This is a genomic window from Lamprobacter sp. (assembly GCF_034860625.1).
Taxonomy (GTDB): domain Bacteria; phylum Pseudomonadota; class Gammaproteobacteria; order Chromatiales; family Chromatiaceae; genus Lamprobacter.
This window is the reverse complement of record NZ_JAYESN010000002.1, coordinates 40,211-58,744: the sequence shown is the minus strand read 5'-3', so window position 1 is coordinate 58,744 and position 18,534 is coordinate 40,211. Positions and strand designations below refer to the sequence as shown.

At 59.1% G+C, this 18,534-nt stretch carries 19 protein-coding genes; 11 read left to right on the top strand and 8 right to left on the bottom strand.

Features of this window, described 5'->3' with window-relative positions; translation table 11 throughout:
• Nucleotides 1-69 precede the first annotated feature (69 nt).
• The 6 genes from gyrA to VBE63_RS00815 all read left to right on the top strand — a co-directional run bounded on the left by gyrA (nucleotide 70) and on the right by VBE63_RS00815 (nucleotide 8,248).
• Nucleotides 70-2,706 carry a DNA gyrase subunit A gene (gyrA, locus tag VBE63_RS00840; RefSeq protein ID WP_323681090.1) on the top strand — a complete coding sequence of 879 codons (2,637 nt, stop codon included), beginning with the start codon at nucleotides 70-72 and terminating at the stop codon, nucleotides 2,704-2,706.
• 60 nt (nucleotides 2,707-2,766) lie between these two features.
• Nucleotides 2,767-3,846 carry a 3-phosphoserine/phosphohydroxythreonine transaminase gene (gene serC, locus VBE63_RS00835; protein ID WP_323681089.1) on the top strand — a complete coding sequence of 360 codons (1,080 nt, stop codon included), beginning with the start codon at nucleotides 2,767-2,769 and terminating at the stop codon, nucleotides 3,844-3,846.
• Between the two features lie 5 nt (nucleotides 3,847-3,851).
• Nucleotides 3,852-5,033 (top strand): phosphoglycerate dehydrogenase, encoded by a 1,182-nt coding sequence (locus VBE63_RS00830; RefSeq protein WP_323681151.1) that lies wholly within the window; start codon nucleotides 3,852-3,854, stop codon nucleotides 5,031-5,033.
• A gap of 63 nt (nucleotides 5,034-5,096) precedes the next feature.
• The gene (gene pheA / locus VBE63_RS00825; RefSeq protein ID WP_323681088.1) at nucleotides 5,097-6,182 is read left to right on the top strand and encodes a prephenate dehydratase; all 1,086 of its coding nucleotides are present in this window, start codon (nucleotides 5,097-5,099) and stop codon (nucleotides 6,180-6,182) included.
• Between the two features lie 42 nt (nucleotides 6,183-6,224).
• Nucleotides 6,225-7,349 carry a histidinol-phosphate transaminase gene (gene hisC, locus VBE63_RS00820; protein WP_416274487.1) on the top strand — a complete coding sequence of 375 codons (1,125 nt, stop codon included), beginning with the start codon at nucleotides 6,225-6,227 and terminating at the stop codon, nucleotides 7,347-7,349.
• Nucleotides 7,349-8,248, top strand: coding sequence for a prephenate dehydrogenase (locus VBE63_RS00815; RefSeq protein WP_323681086.1), 900 nt, complete (start codon nucleotides 7,349-7,351; stop codon nucleotides 8,246-8,248). The genes hisC and VBE63_RS00815 overlap by 1 nt, the downstream gene beginning before the upstream one ends.
• Here the strand turns inward: VBE63_RS00815 and VBE63_RS00810 are convergent.
• On the bottom strand, nucleotides 8,245-8,469 hold the full coding sequence (locus VBE63_RS00810) for a hypothetical protein (RefSeq protein ID WP_323681085.1): 225 nt from the start codon (nucleotides 8,467-8,469) through the stop codon (nucleotides 8,245-8,247). The genes VBE63_RS00815 and VBE63_RS00810 overlap by 4 nt on opposite strands.
• Nucleotides 8,470-8,784: 315 nt before the next feature.
• Here VBE63_RS00810 and cysC point away from each other — a divergent pair, with 315 nt between their 5' ends.
• Both cysC and VBE63_RS00800 read left to right on the top strand, forming a co-directional pair.
• Nucleotides 8,785-9,453 (top strand): adenylyl-sulfate kinase, encoded by a 669-nt coding sequence (gene cysC, locus VBE63_RS00805; RefSeq protein WP_416274491.1) that lies wholly within the window; start codon nucleotides 8,785-8,787, stop codon nucleotides 9,451-9,453.
• A 45-nt stretch (nucleotides 9,454-9,498) separates the two neighbouring features.
• The gene (locus tag VBE63_RS00800) at nucleotides 9,499-10,011 is read left to right on the top strand and encodes a metallophosphoesterase family protein (RefSeq protein ID WP_323681150.1); all 513 of its coding nucleotides are present in this window, start codon (nucleotides 9,499-9,501) and stop codon (nucleotides 10,009-10,011) included.
• A 133-nt stretch (nucleotides 10,012-10,144) separates the two neighbouring features.
• Here VBE63_RS00800 and VBE63_RS00795 read toward each other — a convergent pair whose 3' ends face one another.
• The 7 genes from VBE63_RS00795 to sat all read right to left on the bottom strand — a co-directional run bounded on the left by VBE63_RS00795 (nucleotide 10,145) and on the right by sat (nucleotide 16,231).
• A complete protein-coding gene (locus VBE63_RS00795) occupies nucleotides 10,145-10,306 on the bottom strand; it encodes a hypothetical protein (protein WP_323681083.1) in 162 nt (53 codons plus the stop codon).
• Nucleotides 10,307-10,419: 113 nt separating this feature from the next.
• A complete protein-coding gene (locus VBE63_RS00790; protein ID WP_323681149.1) occupies nucleotides 10,420-10,944 on the bottom strand; it encodes a peptidylprolyl isomerase in 525 nt (174 codons plus the stop codon).
• 5 nt (nucleotides 10,945-10,949) lie between these two features.
• Nucleotides 10,950-11,300 carry a hypothetical protein gene (locus VBE63_RS00785; protein WP_323681082.1) on the bottom strand — a complete coding sequence of 117 codons (351 nt, stop codon included), beginning with the start codon at nucleotides 11,298-11,300 and terminating at the stop codon, nucleotides 10,950-10,952.
• Nucleotides 11,301-11,452: 152 nt separating this feature from the next.
• Entirely contained in the window at nucleotides 11,453-13,333 is a 1,881-nt protein-coding gene (gene aprA, locus VBE63_RS00780) for an adenylyl-sulfate reductase subunit alpha (RefSeq protein WP_323681081.1), read from the bottom strand.
• Nucleotides 13,333-13,815 (bottom strand): adenylyl-sulfate reductase subunit beta, encoded by a 483-nt coding sequence (aprB, locus tag VBE63_RS00775; protein WP_323681080.1) that lies wholly within the window; start codon nucleotides 13,813-13,815, stop codon nucleotides 13,333-13,335. The genes aprA and aprB overlap by 1 nt, the downstream gene beginning before the upstream one ends.
• A gap of 206 nt (nucleotides 13,816-14,021) precedes the next feature.
• Nucleotides 14,022-14,873 (bottom strand): adenylyl-sulfate reductase, encoded by an 852-nt coding sequence (locus tag VBE63_RS00770; RefSeq protein WP_323681079.1) that lies wholly within the window; start codon nucleotides 14,871-14,873, stop codon nucleotides 14,022-14,024.
• Nucleotides 14,874-15,043: 170 nt separating this feature from the next.
• A complete protein-coding gene (gene sat, locus VBE63_RS00765; RefSeq protein ID WP_323681078.1) occupies nucleotides 15,044-16,231 on the bottom strand; it encodes a sulfate adenylyltransferase in 1,188 nt (395 codons plus the stop codon).
• A gap of 369 nt (nucleotides 16,232-16,600) precedes the next feature.
• Here sat and VBE63_RS00760 point away from each other — a divergent pair, with 369 nt between their 5' ends.
• From VBE63_RS00760 to sdhD, 3 genes are all read left to right on the top strand, one after another.
• A complete protein-coding gene (locus VBE63_RS00760) occupies nucleotides 16,601-17,674 on the top strand; it encodes a glycosyltransferase family 2 protein (RefSeq protein ID WP_323681077.1) in 1,074 nt (357 codons plus the stop codon).
• Nucleotides 17,675-17,816: 142 nt separating this feature from the next.
• On the top strand, nucleotides 17,817-18,191 hold the full coding sequence (gene sdhC / locus VBE63_RS00755) for a succinate dehydrogenase, cytochrome b556 subunit (RefSeq protein WP_323681076.1): 375 nt from the start codon (nucleotides 17,817-17,819) through the stop codon (nucleotides 18,189-18,191).
• Nucleotides 18,188-18,529, top strand: coding sequence for a succinate dehydrogenase, hydrophobic membrane anchor protein (gene sdhD / locus VBE63_RS00750; protein ID WP_323681075.1), 342 nt, complete (start codon nucleotides 18,188-18,190; stop codon nucleotides 18,527-18,529). Before sdhC ends, sdhD begins: the two co-directional genes overlap by 4 nt.
• Nucleotides 18,530-18,534 lie beyond the last annotated feature (5 nt).

Sequence of the window (18,534 nt, the reverse complement as noted above, 5' to 3'; positions counted from 1 at the left end):
GTTGCTGGCAGTGTCCGATGGCTGCCTGCCAGGCGCCTACACCCCGTTTTAGGAAGTCTATAAAGAGCGATGGCCGATTTCGCAAAAGAAGTCTTGCCGGTCAATCTCGAAGACGAGATGCGCCAGTCTTACCTCGACTACGCGATGAGCGTGATCGTCGGGCGGGCGCTGCCGGACGTGCGCGACGGACTCAAGCCGGTGCATCGGCGTGTGTTGTTCGCGATGAACGTGCTCGGCAACGACTGGAACAAGCCCTATAAAAAGTCTGCGCGCGTGGTTGGTGACGTCATCGGTAAGTACCATCCGCATGGCGATACTGCGGTCTACGACACCATCGTGCGCATGGCGCAGCCGTTCTCGATGCGCTATATGCTGGTCGACGGCCAGGGCAACTTCGGCTCGGTTGATGGCGACTCGCCAGCAGCCATGCGCTACACCGAGGTGCGCATGGCGCGCATCGCCCACGCGCTGCTCGATGATCTCGATAAAGAGACGGTCGATTTTATCCCCAACTATGACGAGTCCGAGCAGGAGCCGACGGTTCTGCCGGCGCGTTTCCCGAATCTCTTGGTCAATGGCGCCGCTGGCATCGCGGTGGGCATGGCCACCAACATCCCACCGCACAACCTCGGCGAGATCATCGACGCCTGTTTGGCGGTCATCGAGAACCCGCTGGTTGAGATCGAGCGCTTGATGGAGATCGTGCCCGGGCCGGACTTTCCGACCGCGGCGATCATCAACGGCATTCGTGGCATCCGCGAGGCCTATCGCACCGGTCGCGGCCGGATTCGGCTGCGCGCGCGCACCCATCAGGAGACCGAGTCGCGCAGCAAGCGTGAGGCGATTGTCATCACCGAGCTGCCCTATCAGGTCAACAAGGCGCGCATGCTCGAGAAGATGGCCGCACTGGTGCGCGAGAAGAAGCTCGAGGGGATCGCTGAGCTGCGCGACGAGTCGGATAAAGACGGCATGCGGGTCGTGATCGAGATCAAGCGTGATCATTACCCGGATGTGGTGCTGAATAACCTCTTTCAGCACACCCAGATGCAGACCGTGTTCGGCATCAACATGGTCGCCCTGGTCGACGGTCAGCCGCGCACGCTGAATCTCAAGCAGATGCTTGAGTACTTCTTGCGCCATCGCCGCGATGTCGTCACCCGCCGCACCATCTACGAGCTACGCAAGGCGCGCGACCGCGCCCATCTGTTGGAGGGCTATACGGTCGCATTGGCCAATATCGACGAGGTCATCGCGCTGATCAAGGCCTCGGCCAGCCCTGCGGATGCGCGCGAAGGACTGATGGCGCGCGATTGGGCCGCTGGCGAGGTGGCCGGGATGCTCCAGCGTGCTGGCGCGGATGAGACCCGGCCAGACGACTTGGAGGCCGGCTTCGGGCTGCGCGACGACGGGCAGTATCGGCTGAGCGAACGTCAGGCGCGGGCGATCCTCGACCTGCAGTTGCAGCGCTTGACCGGGCTCGAGCAAGACAAGATCATCAAGGAATTCGAGGCCATCCTCGAGACCATCGCCGAACTGCTATCGATTCTGCGTGATCCAGATCGGCTGATGCAGGTGATTCGCGATGAGCTGACCGCGATCCGCGATCAATATGCCGATCAACGTCGGACTGAGATCATTGAGGATCAGGCCGATATCTCACTGCTGGACTTGATAGCACCGGAAGACGTGGTGGTGACGCTCTCGCATGCCGGCTATGTTAAGGCCCAGCCGATCGCCGAGTATCAGGCACAGCGCCGGGGCGGCAAGGGCCGCAGTGCGTCGAACTTGAAGGACGAGGATTTCATCGACCGCCTCTTCGTTGCCAACTCGCATGACACCGTGCTCTGCTTCTCGAGCCACGGCAAGGTCTATTGGCTCAAGGTCTACGAGCTGCCACAGGCGAGCTATGGTGGCCGCGGTCGGCCGATCGTTAACCTGCTGCCGCTGGAGAAGGGCGAGCGCATCAACGCCACGCTGCCGGTGCCGGAGTACGAGGAGGGCAGCTTCGTCTTCATGGCTACCAGCAAAGGGACGGTCAAGAAGACGCCCTTGTCGGACTTCTCGCGCCCTTTGTCGCGCGGCTTGATCGCGATTGATCTGCACGAGGACGAGTATCTGATTGGCGTTGCGGTGACCGACGGTCGACAGGATATGATGCTCTTCAGCTCCGCGGGTAAGGCGGTGCGCTTCAACGAGTCCGAGGTGCGCTCGATGGGCCGCACGGCGCACGGCGTTCGTGGCATCACGCTTGGCGAAGGCCAGCGCGTGATCTCGCTGTTGGTCGCCGAGCCTGGTACCGTGCTCACGGTTGGCGCCAATGGCCAGGGCAAGCGCACCCCGATTGAGGAGTTCCCGACCAAGGGCCGTGGGACCAAAGGCGTGATCTCGATGCGCATCGGCGAGCGCAATGCCGAGCAGGTTGGCGCGGTGCTGGTGCGACCGGGCGATGAGATCATGCTGATCACCGAGGCCGGTACCCTGGTGCGCACGGGGGTTGATGCTATCTCCATCCTGAGCCGTAACACTTGGGGTGTGAAACTGATCAATCTCGGCGACAATCAGCGTCTGGCTGGCATCGAGCGCATCATTGCCCTGAACGGTGACGATGATGGGCGCGATCCCAACGATGGTGATGTGCTTGGCGAGGATTCGCCCGGAGATGGTCCGGCTGGAACTGGTGCCGGCGATGATGGTGATCTCGACTGATGCGCACCCCTATCCAACCGCCCGTATCCCACTGATTGAATCCAGAAGAAGGTACCGCTGATGTCTCGACCCTACAACTTCAGCGCCGGCCCGGCGATGCTGCCAGAGCCCGTGCTCAGCCAAGCCCAGGAAGAGATGCTGGACTGGAATGGCAGCGGCATGTGCGTGGCCGAGATGAGCCACCGGGGCAAAGAGTTCATGAGCATTGCCGAGCAGGCCGAGCAGGATCTGCGTGACCTGCTCGCGATACCAGAAGGCTATCGGGTGCTGTTCCTACAGGGAGGTGCTTCAAGCCAGTTCGCCATGGTGCCGATGAATCTGTCCGCGCGCGCGGGTCAGGCGGATTACCTCAACACCGGCAGCTGGTCGAAAAAGGCCATTGCAGAGGCGCATCGGTATTGTGCCGTCCATATCGCGGCCAGCACTCAGCCCGAGCGTTTCGTGCGTGCTCCTGCACAGTCGGAGCTCACGCTGTCTGAGGACGCCGCCTACCTGCACTACACGCCGAATGAGACGATCGAGGGCGTGGAGTTCCCTTACATCCCCGAGTCCTCGGTGCCACTGGTGGCCGATATGTCCTCGACCCTGCTGTCGCGGCCGATCGATGTCTCGCGCTACGGGTTGATCTACGCCGGTGCGCAGAAGAACATCGGGCCGGCTGGGCTGACCATCCTGATCGTGCGTGACGACTTGATCGGCGAGCCGCTGAGTGGCACCCCGACCATGTTCGACTATCGTGTCCACGCCGACAGCGGCTCGATGTACAACACGCCGCCGACCTATGCCTGGTATCTGGCCGGTCTGGTGTTCCAATGGTTGAAGGATCTTGGTGGGCTTGAGGGCATGGGCGAGATCAACCGACGCAAGGCCGAGAAGCTCTATGCGGCGATCGACGGCTCCAGCTTCTACGCCAATCCGGTCGAGCCGGCGTCGCGCTCCTGGATGAATGTGCCCTTCACGCTCGCCGATCCTGAGCTGGATGCCGATTTCCTCGCTGGGGCCAAGGCGGCCGGGATGCTGACGCTGAAGGGCCATCGCTCGGTCGGCGGCATGCGCGCAAGCATCTACAATGCGATGCCAGAGGCCGGTGTCGATGCGCTGATCGCCTTCATGGCTGAGTTCGAGCGGACCAAGGGGTGAATGGGGTGTACAAGATCCAGACACTGAACAACATCTCGGTGGCGGGCCTCAATCGGCTGCCACGCGAGCAGTACGAGATTGCATCCGAATTCAGCCACCCTGATGCGATCCTGGTGCGTTCGGCAAAGATGCACGATCTGCCGGTGCCCGCGAGTCTGAAGGCGATCGGCCGCGCTGGTGCGGGCGTGAACAACATCCCGGTGCCAGCGATGACCGAGCGCGGCATCGCGGTGTTCAACGCCCCCGGCGCCAATGCCAATGCGGTCAAGGAGCTGGTGCTGGCCGGCATGCTGCTGGCGGCGCGCAATATTGCCCAGGGCTGGCAGTTTGCCCGCGAGCTCGAGGGCGATGATGCTGCGATCGGTAAGGCGGTCGAGGCTGGCAAGAAGCAGTTCGTCGGCTTCGAGCTGCCGGGCCGGACCTTGGGCGTGATTGGACTGGGGGCGATTGGCGTCTTGGTCGCCAATGCCGCACGGGCGCTCGGCATGAAGGTGATCGGCTTTGATCCCAGCATCACCGTGCGCAGTGCCTGGAAACTGGAGGCCGATGTCGAGCGGGCGCTGTCGATCGACGACCTGGTCTCGCGCTCTGATTTCATGAGCTTCCATGTGCCATTGACCGACAAGACCCGGCACATGATCAATGCCGAGCGCATCCAGAGCATGCGCGATGGGGCGGTTCTGCTTAACTTCTCCCGCGATGGCATTATCGATGACGATGCCGCGGTCACCGCGCTCGATGCCGGTAAGCTCTACGCCTATGTCTGCGATTTCCCCAGCAATCTGTTGAAGGCGCATCCGCGCGTGGTCAGCCTGCCGCACTTGGGCGCTTCGACCTGCGAGGCGGAGGAGAATTGCGCGGTGATGGTGGCGAATCAGGTGCGCGCCTATCTCGAAGATGGCAACGTCAGCAATTCGGTCAACTTTCCTGAGATCCATCTGCCGCGCAACGGTGGGCATCGGATGGTGGTGGTGAATCGCAACGTGCCGAATATGCTCGGGCAAATCTCGACCGATCTCGCCGAGGATGGCTTGAATATTATCGATATGCTGAACCGCTCGCGCGACGATCTGGCGGTGACGCTGATCGATATCGACAAGCCCTGTCAGGAGCAGACGGTTCAGCGCATTGCCGGCATTGATGGTGTGTTGTCAGTGCGTTGCCTGCCTGATGCCGTGCAAGCCTGAGACGATGTTGGCCCAGGGTGATCGAGCGGAGGTTTCTGTGATCAACAGGTGTTACCGGGACTCATGACCAGCGACGATCAGCTCCAACAGGTACGCGAGCGGATCAACGCTATCGATGCTGATCTGTTGCGGCTGATCTCCGAGCGCGCTGCTTGCGCCCAGGCTGTGGCAAAGATCAAGGATGCTCACGGCGACTCGGTCAAATACTACCGACCCGAGCGCGAAGCCGAGATCTTGCGCCGGATCAAGGCCGAGAATCCCGGCCCGCTCGACGGCGAAGAGGTCGCGCGGCTGTTCCGCGAGATCATGTCGGCCTGTCTAGCGCTCGAGAAGCCCCTCAAGGTTGGTTACCTAGGACCTGAGGGTACTTTTACTCAGGCTGCGGCGCTGAAACATTTTGGCCATTCGGTCCATGCCCAGCCGTTTGGCGCCATCGGTGACATCTTTCGCGAGGTGGAGGCGGGCGCCTGTGACTATGGCGTGGTACCGGTCGAGAACTCGACCGAAGGGGTCGTCAATCACACGCTTGACATGTTCATGCGCTCGCCGCTGCTGATTGCTGGCGAGGTGACGCTGCGCATTCATCATCATCTGCTGTCGAATGCTCAGGATCTGAGTGCGGTGCGCAAGGTCTACTCGCATCAGCAATCATTGGCCCAATGCCGCGGTTGGCTTGATCGGTATCTGCCCAATGCAGAGCGGGTAGCGGTCAGCACGAATGCCGATGCGGCCAAGTTGGCGGCAGCGGACACCCATGTGGCGGCGGTGGCAAGCGAGGCGGCGGCAGAGCTCTATGAGCTGCAGGTACTTGCTCAGCGCATCGAGGATGAGCCTGGCAATACTACCCGGTTCTTGGTCATCGGCCCCGAGGATTCGCCGCCGAGCGGGCATGACAAGACCAGCATGCTGCTGTCCTGCCGCAATGAGGCGGGCGGTCTGAATCGATTATTGACGCCCTTTGCCAAGCAGGGCCTGAGTCTGACCCGAATCGAGTCGCGCCCTTCGCGCCAAGGCGTGTGGGATTATGTCTTTTTTGTCGATGTCTGCGGGCACCGGCAATCGCCCGAGGTTGCGGCCGCGCTCGCTGAGCTGAAGGGGGCGGCTAACCTCTGCAAGGTGCTTGGCTCCTATCCGGAGGCGGTGCTTTAGGAAGAGTGAAGGGTACGTTGTCGCTGCTGAGAAGTGTTATCCGTGACGAATCAGTTTTTGGACCTTGCCGTGCCGCAGATTGCGGAGCTAACGCCTTATGTGCCGGGAAAGCCGGTGGCTGAGCTTGAGCGTGAGCTCGGTATTTCTGGCTCGATCAAGCTGGCGTCCAACGAGAATCCGCTGGGTTGCGGTGAGGCAGCACGCGCTGCCTATGTGGCGGCGGCGGCTGAGCTGGGCCGCTATCCGGATGGTGGCGGGTTCGCGCTGCGACGGGCGATCGCGTCGCATCATGGCGTCGAGCTGGAGCAGGTGACGCTTGGGAATGGGTCTAACGACGTACTCGATTTGGTCGCGCGCGTCTTCTTGCAGCCAGGCCGGGAGTCGGTGTTCTCCGAGTACGCCTTTGCCGTCTACCCGATCGCGACCATGGCCGTTGGCGCGCGCGCGCGCGTGGCTCCGGCGCAGCATTTTGGCCAGGATCTCGAGGCGATGGCGGCACTGGTCAACGAGCGCACTGGGGTGGTCTGGATTGCCAACCCGAACAACCCGACTGGGACCTGGCTCGCTGCCGAGCCGCTGCGTGCCTTCTTGTCGGCGCTGCCTCGGCACTGTATGGCCGTGGTCGATGAGGCCTATTTCGAGTATGTCGACGAGGCCGATTATCCGGATACGACGCGCTGGCTGAAGGCTTTTCCGAACCTCATCGTTACCCGCACCTTTGCCAAGATTCATGGCCTTGCCGCGCTACGGGTCGGTTACGGCCTGAGTCATCCGCATGCTGCCGAGCTGATGAACCGGGTGCGGCAGCCCTTTAATGTGAATGCCCCGGCACAGGCTGCAGCGGCGGCGGCACTGGCTGATCTTGAGCACGTTGAACGCTCGAGAGCGCATAATCGCCTCGAGATGGCGCGTTTGAAGGCGGGTCTCGATGATTTGGGCCTCGATTCGATTCCATCGGTGGGTAATTTTTTGACACTCGACCTTGGCCAGCCCGTGGGCCCCATCGATCAGGCATTGCTGCGTGAGGGCGTGATCTGTCGGCCGGTTGCGAATTATGGCTTATCGAGGCATCTGCGCATTAGTATAGGCCTGGCCGAAGAAAACGACCGCCTGCTGGCGGCACTCGCTCGGGTGCTCGACCAAATGAACGCTTCTGGAGCTGGGTGATGATCAAGCGCCTCGCAGTGATCGGCGTTGGCCTCATCGGTGGGTCATTGGCGCGAGCCTTACGGGCGGCTGATGCCGTGGGTGAGATCATTGGCTGCGGTCGCTCTATAGAGAACCTTGAGCTTGCGCTAGAATTGGGTGTGATTGACGATTACGCTCGAGATCCAGCGGATGCCGTCGCGGATGCCGACATGGTGTTTATCGCTGTGCCTTTGGGGGCGATCGCAGGGGTTTTTGCGCAGATCAAGGAACGGCTTCCGGCACATGCCGTGGTGACCGATGGTGGCAGCGTCAAAGGTAGCGTTTTGGTCGATGCTCATCGCGTCTTCGGTCGGGTTCCGCCATGGCTAGTGCCTGGACATCCAATCGCAGGGACCGAGCGCAGTGGTGTCAGCTCGTCTTTTCCTGAGCTGTACCAGAATCGACGGGTGATCCTGACGCCAGTTCCAGAGACCGACCCATGGGCGGTCGCACGGGTGCGAGCGATGTGGGAGCAGGTGGGCTCCGAGGTGACCGAGATGAGCGTCAAGCATCACGATGAGGTGCTTGCCGCGACCAGTCACCTGCCGCACATGTTGGCGTTTTGTCTGGTCGACAGGCTCGCACGGATGCAGAGTCATGATGACATTTTTCGCTATGCCGCAGGCGGCTTTCGCGATTTTACTCGCATCGCGTCATCGAGTCCGGAAATGTGGCGTGATATCTGTCTTGCGAACGCCGATGCCTTGAGCGCGATGCTAGGTTGCTTTGGCGACGAGATCCGTGAGCTCGCAAACACCATAGACTCTGCTGATGCGGAGGGCCTGCTTGCGCTCTTTGAGCGCGCTCGCGCGTCGCGCGAGCGTTATGTCGATGGGCTAGAACCTTCCTCCGGTGGGGAGTCAGGGATGCTTGGTTAATGCCGGCATTCGTCCATGTGCCTTGAAACGCCTGGGATTAGGGCGACTAGAAAGGTCACTGCTAGGAGTAGCGCAGCAGACAGGACCAACACCAAGGCGAACTGGCTGGTCGGTATACTGAGCGCTGTCGTCATGGCGATGACCCCAAGCAGGACGCCAGTCGCCAGTAGCGCGGCAGAAAGCAGGACGGCAGCACGCATGGTTCGACAATTGATCAACATTGCCAGCCTCCGGTTTGTTAGTGAATAAGTAAATACTAATTCACTGATGCGCTTTTGTCCAGAACCCTTGCTCGCAAACACTCAAGATTGTCGACCCGTTCAAACTTTCAGCGCGATTGCCAGAGCGCGAGCCCTGCAGTAGCCTAGCGGGCGGTGTCGTAGGTGCCGACTGCTGATCGTTCGGCGGGGTGCTTTGGATGCTGCCTGTAACCTTGATGCGGGAACGTTGTGATGATCCGGCAACAGGGTGTCTTACCACATTGCGATCAGGCCGCCTCAGCGAAGGGCCGATCCTCTAATAGCGGGAATCGATTGCTGATGGAGAACGAGACTAACATTACCTGGCACGAGCATCGGGTGACCCGTGAAGAGCGTGAGCGCTTGCATGGCCACCGTGGTTGCGTGATCTGGTTTACCGGCCTCAGTGGATCGGGCAAGAGTACGCTGGCGAATGTGCTCGACCACATGCTCTCAGCCCGTGGGGCCAAGAGTGCCGTGCTTGATGGTGATAACGTCCGACACGGACTGAATGCGGGCCGTAGCCTTCTGAAGGAGACTCATGGCGACGAGTTTGCCGAGCGCTTTGGCTTGGGCTTTACCGCCGTTGATCGGGAAGAGAACATCCGTCGTATCGGTGCCGTGGCGCAGTTGTTCTGCGAAGCCGGGACCATTGCGTTGACAGCCTTCATCAGTCCCTACCGGGTGGACCGGGACCGCGTTCGGGCGACGATGCGCGACGGAGACTTCATCGAGGTGTTCGTCGATACGCCGCTTGAGATCTGTGAGCAGCGAGATCCCAAGGGGCTCTATAAGAAGGCGAGGGCGGGCGAGATCAGCCACTTTACCGGCATTGATGATCCCTACGAAGCGCCCGAGGCGCCCGAGTTGACCTTAAAGGCGAGCGAACAGACCCCAGAAGCCCTTGCAGGCGAAGTCATTGATTATCTTGTCGATCGGGGCATCCTCAAGGCGTCCGCGACTTGAACGATCGGGCCTGAATACTGGGTTGACTGGGGTTGAGTGATCCTCATGAAGATCTGCATTGTTTCGGACAGCCATGACCGCGGTCCCATGCTTGCGACGGCGATTGCCGAGGCTAAGACCCGTGGCGCGGAATGCGTTCTGCATTGTGGCGATCTGATTGGGACCAACACACTACTGGCGTCGCTTAAACTGAACCTGCCGATTCATGTGATCCACGGCAACAATCTTGGTGATCCAGTCTCGATTTCGCGTCTGGCGTGCCGCTCAGAGGGGCAGCTCTCCTACTATGGTAACGATGCGAGTCTCGAATTGGCGGGGCGGCGTATTTTCATGACCCACTACCCGCACATTGGTCAGGCCTTTGCCTGTGCGGGCGACCATGATCTCGTCTGTTGTGGGCACAGTCATGAACCGGGGGTCAGCTGTGTGGATACGGTAAAAGGCGGCAAGACCTGGCTCGTCAATCCTGGCACCGTAGCCGGACTTGGCGCCCCCGCTGCGACCTGGATCTTCGGCGATCTTGAGCAGATGGCATTCGCTATCCAACAGCTCGAGTAAGGCCTGAGTCACTGTCCACTCTCTCCTTCCTGATGATGACCGGACAGAGGCTCTCAAATTGGGAAGTCGTTGATGGATGCTTTCTTGGAAGGCTCTGGCCGCGCGAGCGATGTTGATCGCGCGGCGGATGGACTTATGGGCGTTTGGGCGTCGAGTACTTTTGCTCCTTCTGAAACGACTCCCAGATTGTTTCATAGCCGACAAAGCCTTTTTCATTGGCGTCCTTCTGGCGCGTGATCAGATAGCGCGCGCTGCCCTCGGGAACCTTGGGTCGGGTTTTGGGTGCTTCGCTCATAACCTACCTCTATAAAAGGGTGAAAACGGGAGGATCGGAAAGTTGACGCCAGCCCCTCCCAGATGACTGACGATCCCATGAGAATGTGGCCATGCCGGTGTATCTGGTACCGGTCAATGGAGTTCGCGCAGCCTGCCTTTGAGAGCGAAACCGGTGAGATCAGGGCCTGGATCAATCTTGCCACCTGCTTCTCGCTCCTCTTGCGTTGCATCCCGAACCTTGATGACCTCCAGGCGAAAAATGACTTCTCTGCCGCACAGCGGATTGTTGCCGTCGATCGTTAATGTCGTGTCATCTTTCCGGGTCACCAAAAAGCGCTTGGTTTCACCCCTGTCATTTTCCATAAGAATCGTCGTGCCAAGCTCCCGGTATTCCTCGGGAACATTCTCGATGTAGTCGGTAATGACCAAGGATTCATCTCTTGGGCCATATAAGCTGTCCCCATCGATGGGCACTTCAATGATGTCGCCCGCCGATTTGCTGGCCAGCTCGTCCGCGACGGCAGGTGATAAGACTTCGTTGGCTCCATGCACATAGCCGATCGGAAATTCGACCCCAGTCAAGACCTGTCCGGTTTTTCCATCGAGAACCTGGTAGGTTAGCTCCACGTACTTATTGTCTTCAATCTTTTCAGGCATGGTCATTAAAAAACGGATGCAGCAAAGATCTTTACTTCGTCGTTTTCGTAGCCTAGAACCATGCGTCCGAGCCATTCGCCTTCTTTCTTGGTGCTGCGGACGCGAAATAGGCAGCTCACATGCTCGCCACGACGAATAAAGCCAAGAAAATCATAGTCTGTTGAAAGGCTCCTTGTGAGCTCGCTTTTTGCGAACTGCTTGCCTACTTCGACTTCGTTGAGGCCAAGTAATAGGTGATAGGAAAAATGACGGATAAATTTGCCATACTGGCCCTTATTTGAGTACTTAATCAGGTCATCCCACATCGGGATGGCGATCTCCAGTAACTCATCGTCGGTTTTCTCAATGATGTTCATTGGCAAATCTCAATCCGCAAACAGGCTGGCAGCCGATCCTAATCTCAAGACCATGACAAAAGCGCCATTAATCTTGCTTCTGAGCGAGGCCTGACAAGGCCCCCGAGTGATCGGGGGCCCCAGTCGACTCAGTCGGCCCTCAGGCTGACGATTTAGGCAGCCTCGGCCTCAGCCTCATCGACCAAGTGGTAGCAAGGCGCCTTTTCCATGGTGTACTCGCCGGTGTTCGGATCACGACGCGACACCGTCAGTACATGCCAGTTCTCATCATCCAGCTTCATCGCATCGCCGCGGTAGTAGTAACCGGGCCAGCGTGTCTCCTTGCGGAATAAGGTGTGCTGCAGCACGGACTCAGACGTCCGCATGCGGTGCTTCAACTCCCATGCGCGCATCAGCTCATGGATGTCTTCTGCTGCGATTTTCTCAAGATCTTCCTCGAGCAGCTTGATCTTCTTGAGACCGATATTCAGCAGCTTTTCGTTGGTCATGTAGTTGACCGTGACACCGCCAGCGTACTCGTCCATCAGCTTCTGCAGGCGATCCAGGCCCTGACGCGGGTTGATATAGTTCGGATTGACCGAGCCAGCCGTGATCTCGTTCCGATAGACCTTGTAATGCTCCATCGGCTTAAAGATCTCTTGCTTGCGACGATTGATCTGCGCGTCGGAGACCTGAATGCCTTCCGCCTTGCCATCATCGATGTACTTGCAGGCGGCCTTGGCCGCAAGACGACCTTCAGTGAAGGAGCCCGAGGAGAAGGCATGCGGAGTGCCGCCGACGGCATCGCCGGCACCAAAGAGACCGGCCACCGTGGTCATGCGGTTGTAGCCCCAGAAGTACTCATCGGGTGAGACGTCTTCAGGGCCAGAGCACCAAGCGCCGCAACCGGTCGCATGAGAGCCCATCACATAGGGCTCTGAGGTCGTCAGCTCCGGGTTCTCGTATTTCGGGTCGACATCAGTCGCTGCCCAGAGTACGGCTTGGCCAACGGTCATGCCGAGGAAGTTATGCCAGCCGATCTCTTCGAGATGCGGGTCCTGGAAGGCTTCCATGGTCACCATGTGGATCGGACCGCGACCCGCATTGACCTCATTGATGAAGGCGTGGTTACGCAGGCAGGTGGGAATCGGGCGATGGGTTCTGTGCGAGGCCTCGACGTCGAGGTATTCCTTGCCCACCATCTCCTGAAGTGCCGGGAACCACTTGGATTCGTACTCTTCGCCCAGGCCATTCTGGGTATAGGTCTTGAGGTGCAGGAAGTAGGCGCCGACCGGGCCGTAGCCATCCTTGAAGCGCGCCAGGACGATGCGGTTCTCCATCTGTGTCATCTTGGCGCCGGCTTCAATCAGCAGACCATAGGCGGAGCCCGACGACCAAGGGGCATACCAGACACGACCGGCCCCTTCGCCGACCGAGCGTGGCTTGAAGATGTTCGATGCGCCACCGGCGCCAACAATCACCGTCTTCGACTTGAAGACATGATAGTTGCCTGTCCGAACGTTGAAGCCGACGGCGCCAGCCACGCGGTTCTCCTTGGCTTCGTCCATCAAAAGATGGGTCACGCAGATGCGGTTGAAGACCTTATCCGCAGACTTCTTCGCGGCCTCGGCGACGATCGGCTTGTAGGATTCGCCGTGAATCATGATCTGCCAGCGCCCTTCGCGCTGGTAGGCGCCGGTCTTAGGGTTGCGCATCAGGGGTAACCCCCACTCTTCGAACTGATGCACCGTCGAGTCAACGTGACGAGCCATATCAAAGAGCAGATCTTCGCGCACCATGCCCATGAGATCGATGCGCGCGTAACGTACATGATCTTCAGGGTTGTTCTCCCCGAACCGGGTTCCCATGTAACAATTAATCGCGTAGAGGCCCTGAGCGACAGCGCCTGAACGATCAATATTTGCCTTTTCGGCAATCACAATCTTTTTGTCTTTGCCCCAGTACCGAGCTTCAAAAGCGGCACCAGTGCCTCCCAGACCTGCACCGACCACCAGTACGTCAATGCCGTCTTCAACAATGGTTTCGTGACGCATCAGTAGTAAACCCCTTCTTTCATTTTCAGGCCGTTGGACTTGAGCGTATGCAAGCCGCCATCATCAAGACGAATGTATTTCGGCTCGTTGAAGAGTAGTTGACTGTCACGCGCCTCGTTGCTCGGTTCAGGTTCGTCAGCGAGTTTAGGAATACCTTGACCCCAGGGTTTCGTAGTGATTGGAGCCAGCAAATTCATGTCCTTTTTGCCATTGCGGAATTTGATCCGCCAGGCAATGACCCCTTTCTCTTCATCTCGAAGCACGCGCACCGAGTGGCCAAGTGGGGCGAAATCCGCATAGCCGCGCACGTCAATCGCCTGATGCGGGCAAGCCTTGACACAGGAGTAGCACTCCCAGCACATGTTCGGCTCGATGTTGTAAGCGCGGCGCACTGTCTGATCAATGTGCATGATGTCGGACGGGCAGATGTCGACACAGTTTCCGCAGCCGTCGCAACGCGTCATGTAGACAAAAGTAGGCATATGAATCCCCTTGATAGGTGTTCTTGGGCAGCCCTTTTAAGGTGCATAAAAGCAACATTTAAAATCAGCGACTTACGATTCCATGTGAATCTGCCGGTCACCGAACCACGCGATCCGTCGCAAGCACCTTGACGAAGAATCAGGGGCTTGCAGTCAGGTGAATTTCGTCACCTTAAAAGGGCTGGTGTTCTTGGGCGATCGTCTGATTAATAGTGACTCGGCGCTTCGCGATTGATGCCAAGCCCCATATAGGGTGGTTTCTCGCCCATGTATTCCGGAATATCCGGATACATTTCTTTGACTGCGGGGTCGGTGAGCTCTGGAATTTCTGGCAGATTCTCTCTCGAGCCATCGGCCTTGATCACCCGCTTCTGATAGGCCGCAGCGGGCTTGAAGAACATGTGCGCGAACTTCGACCAGTAAACAGTGCTAAATAGGAAGGTGGTCGCGGCGATGAACAACACGAAGAACAGGGTAGCGAGTCCACCGATACCAATGGATTGAAGCAGCGACCAGATCAAGCCGAAGGTGGCCATGGCAAGGAGCGACAGGATGAAGAGGTCCGCGCGCACAATGCGGTACCAAGGGTTGCCCTCGGCGGAGACGTCGACGCGGATGCGGAACCAGAACCAATAGCCTCCGAAGCAGAGCATCAGAGCGCCCAGATGCCAGAGAAGCGGCCAAATGGCAGGGGCTTGGTCAGCCGGCGTCGGGTAGCCAAAGATGAGGATCGCTGTGGTCGCCACGAACAGGATGAACCCGTACATGGTGAGCAGGTGGGAGAGCCTACGTTGTGGGTTAGCGAACTCGCCCGAGGTTAGGACCTCCTTGGCGAGTGTTTGAGCGGCGAGTGATGCCTTTTCGGCACCGCTCAGACTGCGCTTGGCTTGTGTTTTCGCCTTGCGCGTGTTCTCGAAAAAGTACTGGGCGTTCTTTTTGAGCACCATATCGACGATCGTTCCGCCAACGACCAGCAGGATCATCAGAAGGATATAACCCTGCATGATTGCAGTCGGAATGAAGGTGGAGACTTCAGCAAAAGGATTCGTGGTGAACATCGACGTCGGTTTCCTCTGTGACGGGTTTCCGAACCACCCATCGTGGCTGATCCGGTATCGGCATACAAGTCAATCTTTTTTTGGGCCGTATAAAACTTCCTGCAGAGCCCTGTGCGAAAAGATGGCTGTCGAGCCTCGGTGAGGGTGGGCGCGTTCTGCCTTGGCAGGGGTTAGCTGATCGACTGATAATAGTCCATCAGGATCTGCGCGACCTCGGGGCGCGAGAACTCGGGTGGCGGCGCCTCGCCACGACCCAGCATTTCCCTAACCTTGGTGCCAGACAACAGGATAAAGTCGTCTTTGGTATGGTCTGGGGCATCGCGCATCATGACCACGCGGTTGAGCTTCTTTGAGTAGGCCGTGTGGTCGGCACGGAACACCTCGATCGCAAGCGCTCCCTCTGGCACCTCCTCATCGAAGATGTTCTGGGCGTCGAAGGCCCCGTAGTAATCTCCAACCCCCGCGTGATCGCGGCCGATGATAAAATGCGTTGCGCCCATGTTCTGGCGGAAATAGGCATGCAGCACCGCCTCACGGGGGCCCGCATAAAGCATGTCGAAGCCGTAACCGGTGATCATGACCGTGTTGGGTGGGAAGTAGAGTTCTGCCATCTTGCGAATCGCAGCGTCGCGCACTGGCGCTGGAATGTCGCCAGGCTTGAGCTGGCCAAGGAGCATGTGAATCACGACGCCGTCGCCGTTGACCGCCTCCATGGCCATCTTGCACAGTTCCTCGTGCGCGCGGTGCATCGGATTGCGCGTCTGGAAGGCAACGGTCTTGGCCCAGCCGTGCTCCTGGATCTGGTTGCGGATCTCAACCGCAGTCCGGAACGTGTCTGGGAAGTCGTTCTGAAAGTACGAGAAGTTTAAGACATGAATAGGCCCCGAGATGGCCGTTCGGCCTTGACTATTGAAGGTCTTCACGCCCGGGTGCTCGGCGTCCAGGGTGCGATAGACCTTCTCGGTCATCAGTGCCATCTGGGCGTCAGAGAGGGTCTCGATCGCCTCCACCTCCATCACGGCCAGCACTGGGTGACCCTCGACGTTCGGATCGCGCAGGGCAATCCGCTCGGCGCCCCGAATGGCGTCTGCGGACTCCAGCAGGCAGAGCACGGGCACCGGGAAGAAGCGGCCCTCAAGCGTTTGCATGCTCTCGGCAACGCTGATGGCGTCGGCCAGTTTCATGAAGCCCTCGAGCGGACTGAAGTAGCCAGCCCCCATCATGACGGCATTGCCGGCAGCCTGGGAGCTGATCATGACTGATGGCAGGGACTCTGCCTCGTGGGCGAGCTGATGGTGGCGTTCTGAGTCGTAGACGAACCTCGGTTGAAGCTCGTCAGAGCCGATGGGCTTGATCATGGTGTTGGCCTCCTCATCAGGCACAGATGCGGACAGTGGTGATCACGCCCATACTGCAGGCGTGGCGTTAATTTTTGCATTCAAGCGCTTGTTATATAAGCTATAATGATATTTAGAGAAGACGACCGAATGGTTAAACTAGCAGAATTTAAAGGGTTGTGCTCAGCGATTCTTTTTTGCCGATGACAAGGCGAGCTTATGGGCTTCTGGCTTGCTGAGATCGTTGTCAGCGCGCAATGCGCCTTAAACTGATGAAGCGTCGGGGCCTGATCGAATCGATACTGCGGACCCCTGAATGAGGATCGACTCCTGAAACCACCATCGGACCCCAAGGCCTCAGCCAGTTGTCGAACGCCGACGCTAGCCGTTGTGATTCCTACCTTTAATGAGGTGGAGAATGTTCCTGTCCTGATCGATCGTCTGCAATCAGTGCTGAGTGGGATTGCGTGGGAGCTGATCTTCGTCGACGACGATTCACCAGACGGGACCGCAGAGCGCGTCCGGGCGATCGCCCGGTCCAACCCCCGCGTCCGTTTGATTCAACGGATCGGTCGCCGGGGGCTCTCGTCGGCCTGTATTGAAGGGATGCTCGCGACCTCGGCACCCTACATCGCTGTGATTGATGCCGATCTCCAGCATGACGAGTCGCTGCTACCCAGGATGCTGGAGAAGTTGCGCAAGGAGCCGCTGGATATCGTCATTGGCAGCCGCTACGTCGCTGGCGGTAAGGTGGGTGACTGGGATGCGCAGCGTGCATCAATGAGTCGGATGGCGACGCGCATCGGGCAATTCTTGATCAAGGCTGACCTCAAGGACCCCATGAGCGGTTTCTTCATGCTCCGCGCCGAGGTGCTACAGGAATGCATGCGGGAGCTGAGCGGGGTGGGCTACAAGATTCTGCTCGACCTGTTCGCTACCTATCCGAGGCCGCTGCGGTTTCTCGAGCTGCCCTACCAGTTTCGCGCGCGGTGGTCTGGCGAGAGCAAGCTGGACGAGGCAGTGCTCTGGGAGTACTTGCTGATGCTGATCCAGAAGTGGGTCGGCCCGATGATCCCGGCTCGCTTCATTGCCTTCTCGCTGATCGGTGGCAGCGGCGTGTTTGTTCACATGCTTGTGCTCTGGCTCAGCTTCAAAGGGCTCGGCACCAGTTTCCTGGTTGGCCAGAGTGTGGCGGCGTTGGTCGCGATGACGACCAATTTCTTCCTCAACAACCTGTTCACCTACAGCGACATGCGCTTGCGCGGCTGGGACATGCTCCGCGGCTGGCTCTCGTTTGTTGCGGCTTGCAGCGTCGGTGCGCTGGCCAATGTTGGTGTTGCTAGCTGGATCTTCGAGGCCCATTCGCTCTGGGTCCTGTCGGCACTCGCTGGAATTCTGGTGGGCGCGGTCTGGAACTATGCGGTGACGGCGGTGTACACCTGGAGGCGACCGAAGGCGGCCTGAAACCCCCGATGTGAAGCATTTGGAAACAGCTTGTAGCCGGCTGTATAAGGACGATACGGTTGCCACTGGCTGTTGCTAAGCGCTAACCTTGCTGCGCCGCACAAATCAGTCTAAGCCCAACTCTCGAGCGTTCAAGCCTCTCATGGTCAAATCTCGCCCCGTTTTCCTCGAGCTCTGGCGTATCCGGCTGCCGATACCCGGCGTCATCTCGATCCTGCACCGCATTAGCGGCCTGTTGATGGTGCTCGCGATTCCAGTGTTCGCCGCGCTGTTCGCGCAGGCCCTCTCCGGCAGTGCTGGGTTTGCCTCGGTCGAGGCATTAGCGGGCAGTGCCCTAGGACAGTTGGTCTTGCTGCTGCTGGGCTGGTCGCTCCTCCACCATCTGTTCGCCGGTATCCGCTATCTCGCGCTTGATCTCGGTTGGGGGCTCGACCGCCCGAGCGCCCGCAAGACCGCCTGGACGGTACTCTATGGCGCCTTGGCGCTGACCCTGATCGGGGCGGTGGTGCTGCGATGAGCCGGCGCGCTTCTGGCCTCAAAGCCTGGCTGGTGCAGCGTATCAGCGCCGTCTATCTGGGCCTGTTCGGGCTCTACCTGGCACTCTACTTTGCCTTCGCGCCGCCGCAGGACCATAGCCAGTTGGCCGCTTGGGCGAGTTCGCCCTGGGTGGCGGTCGGTCTACTGGTCTTCATCCCGCTGCTGCTGGCGCATGCCTGGGTCGGCATCCGTGATGTGCTGATCGACTATATCAAGCCGATTGGCCTACGCGTCGGGCTCTTATCGCTGTTCGCGCTGGTGTTCCTCGCCTCCGGCCTCTGGGCGCTGCAGGCCTTGATCTTGGTTCAGATTGGTTGATCCCT

What these genes read in the sequence shown, in the direction of transcription:
- VBE63_RS00815 (WP_323681086.1), top strand. Translation starts at nt 7,349, where the DNA reads ATGATCAAGCGCCTCGCAGTGATCGGCGTTGGCCTCATCGGTGGGTCA.
- aprA (WP_323681081.1), bottom strand. Translation starts at nt 13,333, where the DNA reads ATGCGTCACGAAACCATTGTTGAAGACGGCATTGACGTACTGGTGGTC.
- sdhD (WP_323681075.1), top strand. Translation starts at nt 18,188, where the DNA reads ATGAGCCGGCGCGCTTCTGGCCTCAAAGCCTGGCTGGTGCAGCGTATC.
- gyrA (WP_323681090.1), top strand. Translation starts at nt 70, where the DNA reads ATGGCCGATTTCGCAAAAGAAGTCTTGCCGGTCAATCTCGAAGACGAG.
- VBE63_RS00795 (WP_323681083.1), bottom strand. Translation starts at nt 10,306, where the DNA reads ATGAGCGAAGCACCCAAAACCCGACCCAAGGTTCCCGAGGGCAGCGCG.
- VBE63_RS00800 (WP_323681150.1), top strand. Translation starts at nt 9,499, where the DNA reads ATGAAGATCTGCATTGTTTCGGACAGCCATGACCGCGGTCCCATGCTT.
- VBE63_RS00785 (WP_323681082.1), bottom strand. Translation starts at nt 11,300, where the DNA reads ATGAACATCATTGAGAAAACCGACGATGAGTTACTGGAGATCGCCATC.
- serC (WP_323681089.1), top strand. Translation starts at nt 2,767, where the DNA reads ATGTCTCGACCCTACAACTTCAGCGCCGGCCCGGCGATGCTGCCAGAG.
- pheA (WP_323681088.1), top strand. Translation starts at nt 5,097, where the DNA reads ATGACCAGCGACGATCAGCTCCAACAGGTACGCGAGCGGATCAACGCT.
- VBE63_RS00790 (WP_323681149.1), bottom strand. Translation starts at nt 10,944, where the DNA reads ATGCCTGAAAAGATTGAAGACAATAAGTACGTGGAGCTAACCTACCAG.
- VBE63_RS00810 (WP_323681085.1), bottom strand. Translation starts at nt 8,469, where the DNA reads ATGTTGATCAATTGTCGAACCATGCGTGCTGCCGTCCTGCTTTCTGCC.
- sdhC (WP_323681076.1), top strand. Translation starts at nt 17,817, where the DNA reads ATGGTCAAATCTCGCCCCGTTTTCCTCGAGCTCTGGCGTATCCGGCTG.
- sat (WP_323681078.1), bottom strand. Translation starts at nt 16,231, where the DNA reads ATGATCAAGCCCATCGGCTCTGACGAGCTTCAACCGAGGTTCGTCTAC.
- VBE63_RS00770 (WP_323681079.1), bottom strand. Translation starts at nt 14,873, where the DNA reads ATGTTCACCACGAATCCTTTTGCTGAAGTCTCCACCTTCATTCCGACT.
- aprB (WP_323681080.1), bottom strand. Translation starts at nt 13,815, where the DNA reads ATGCCTACTTTTGTCTACATGACGCGTTGCGACGGCTGCGGAAACTGT.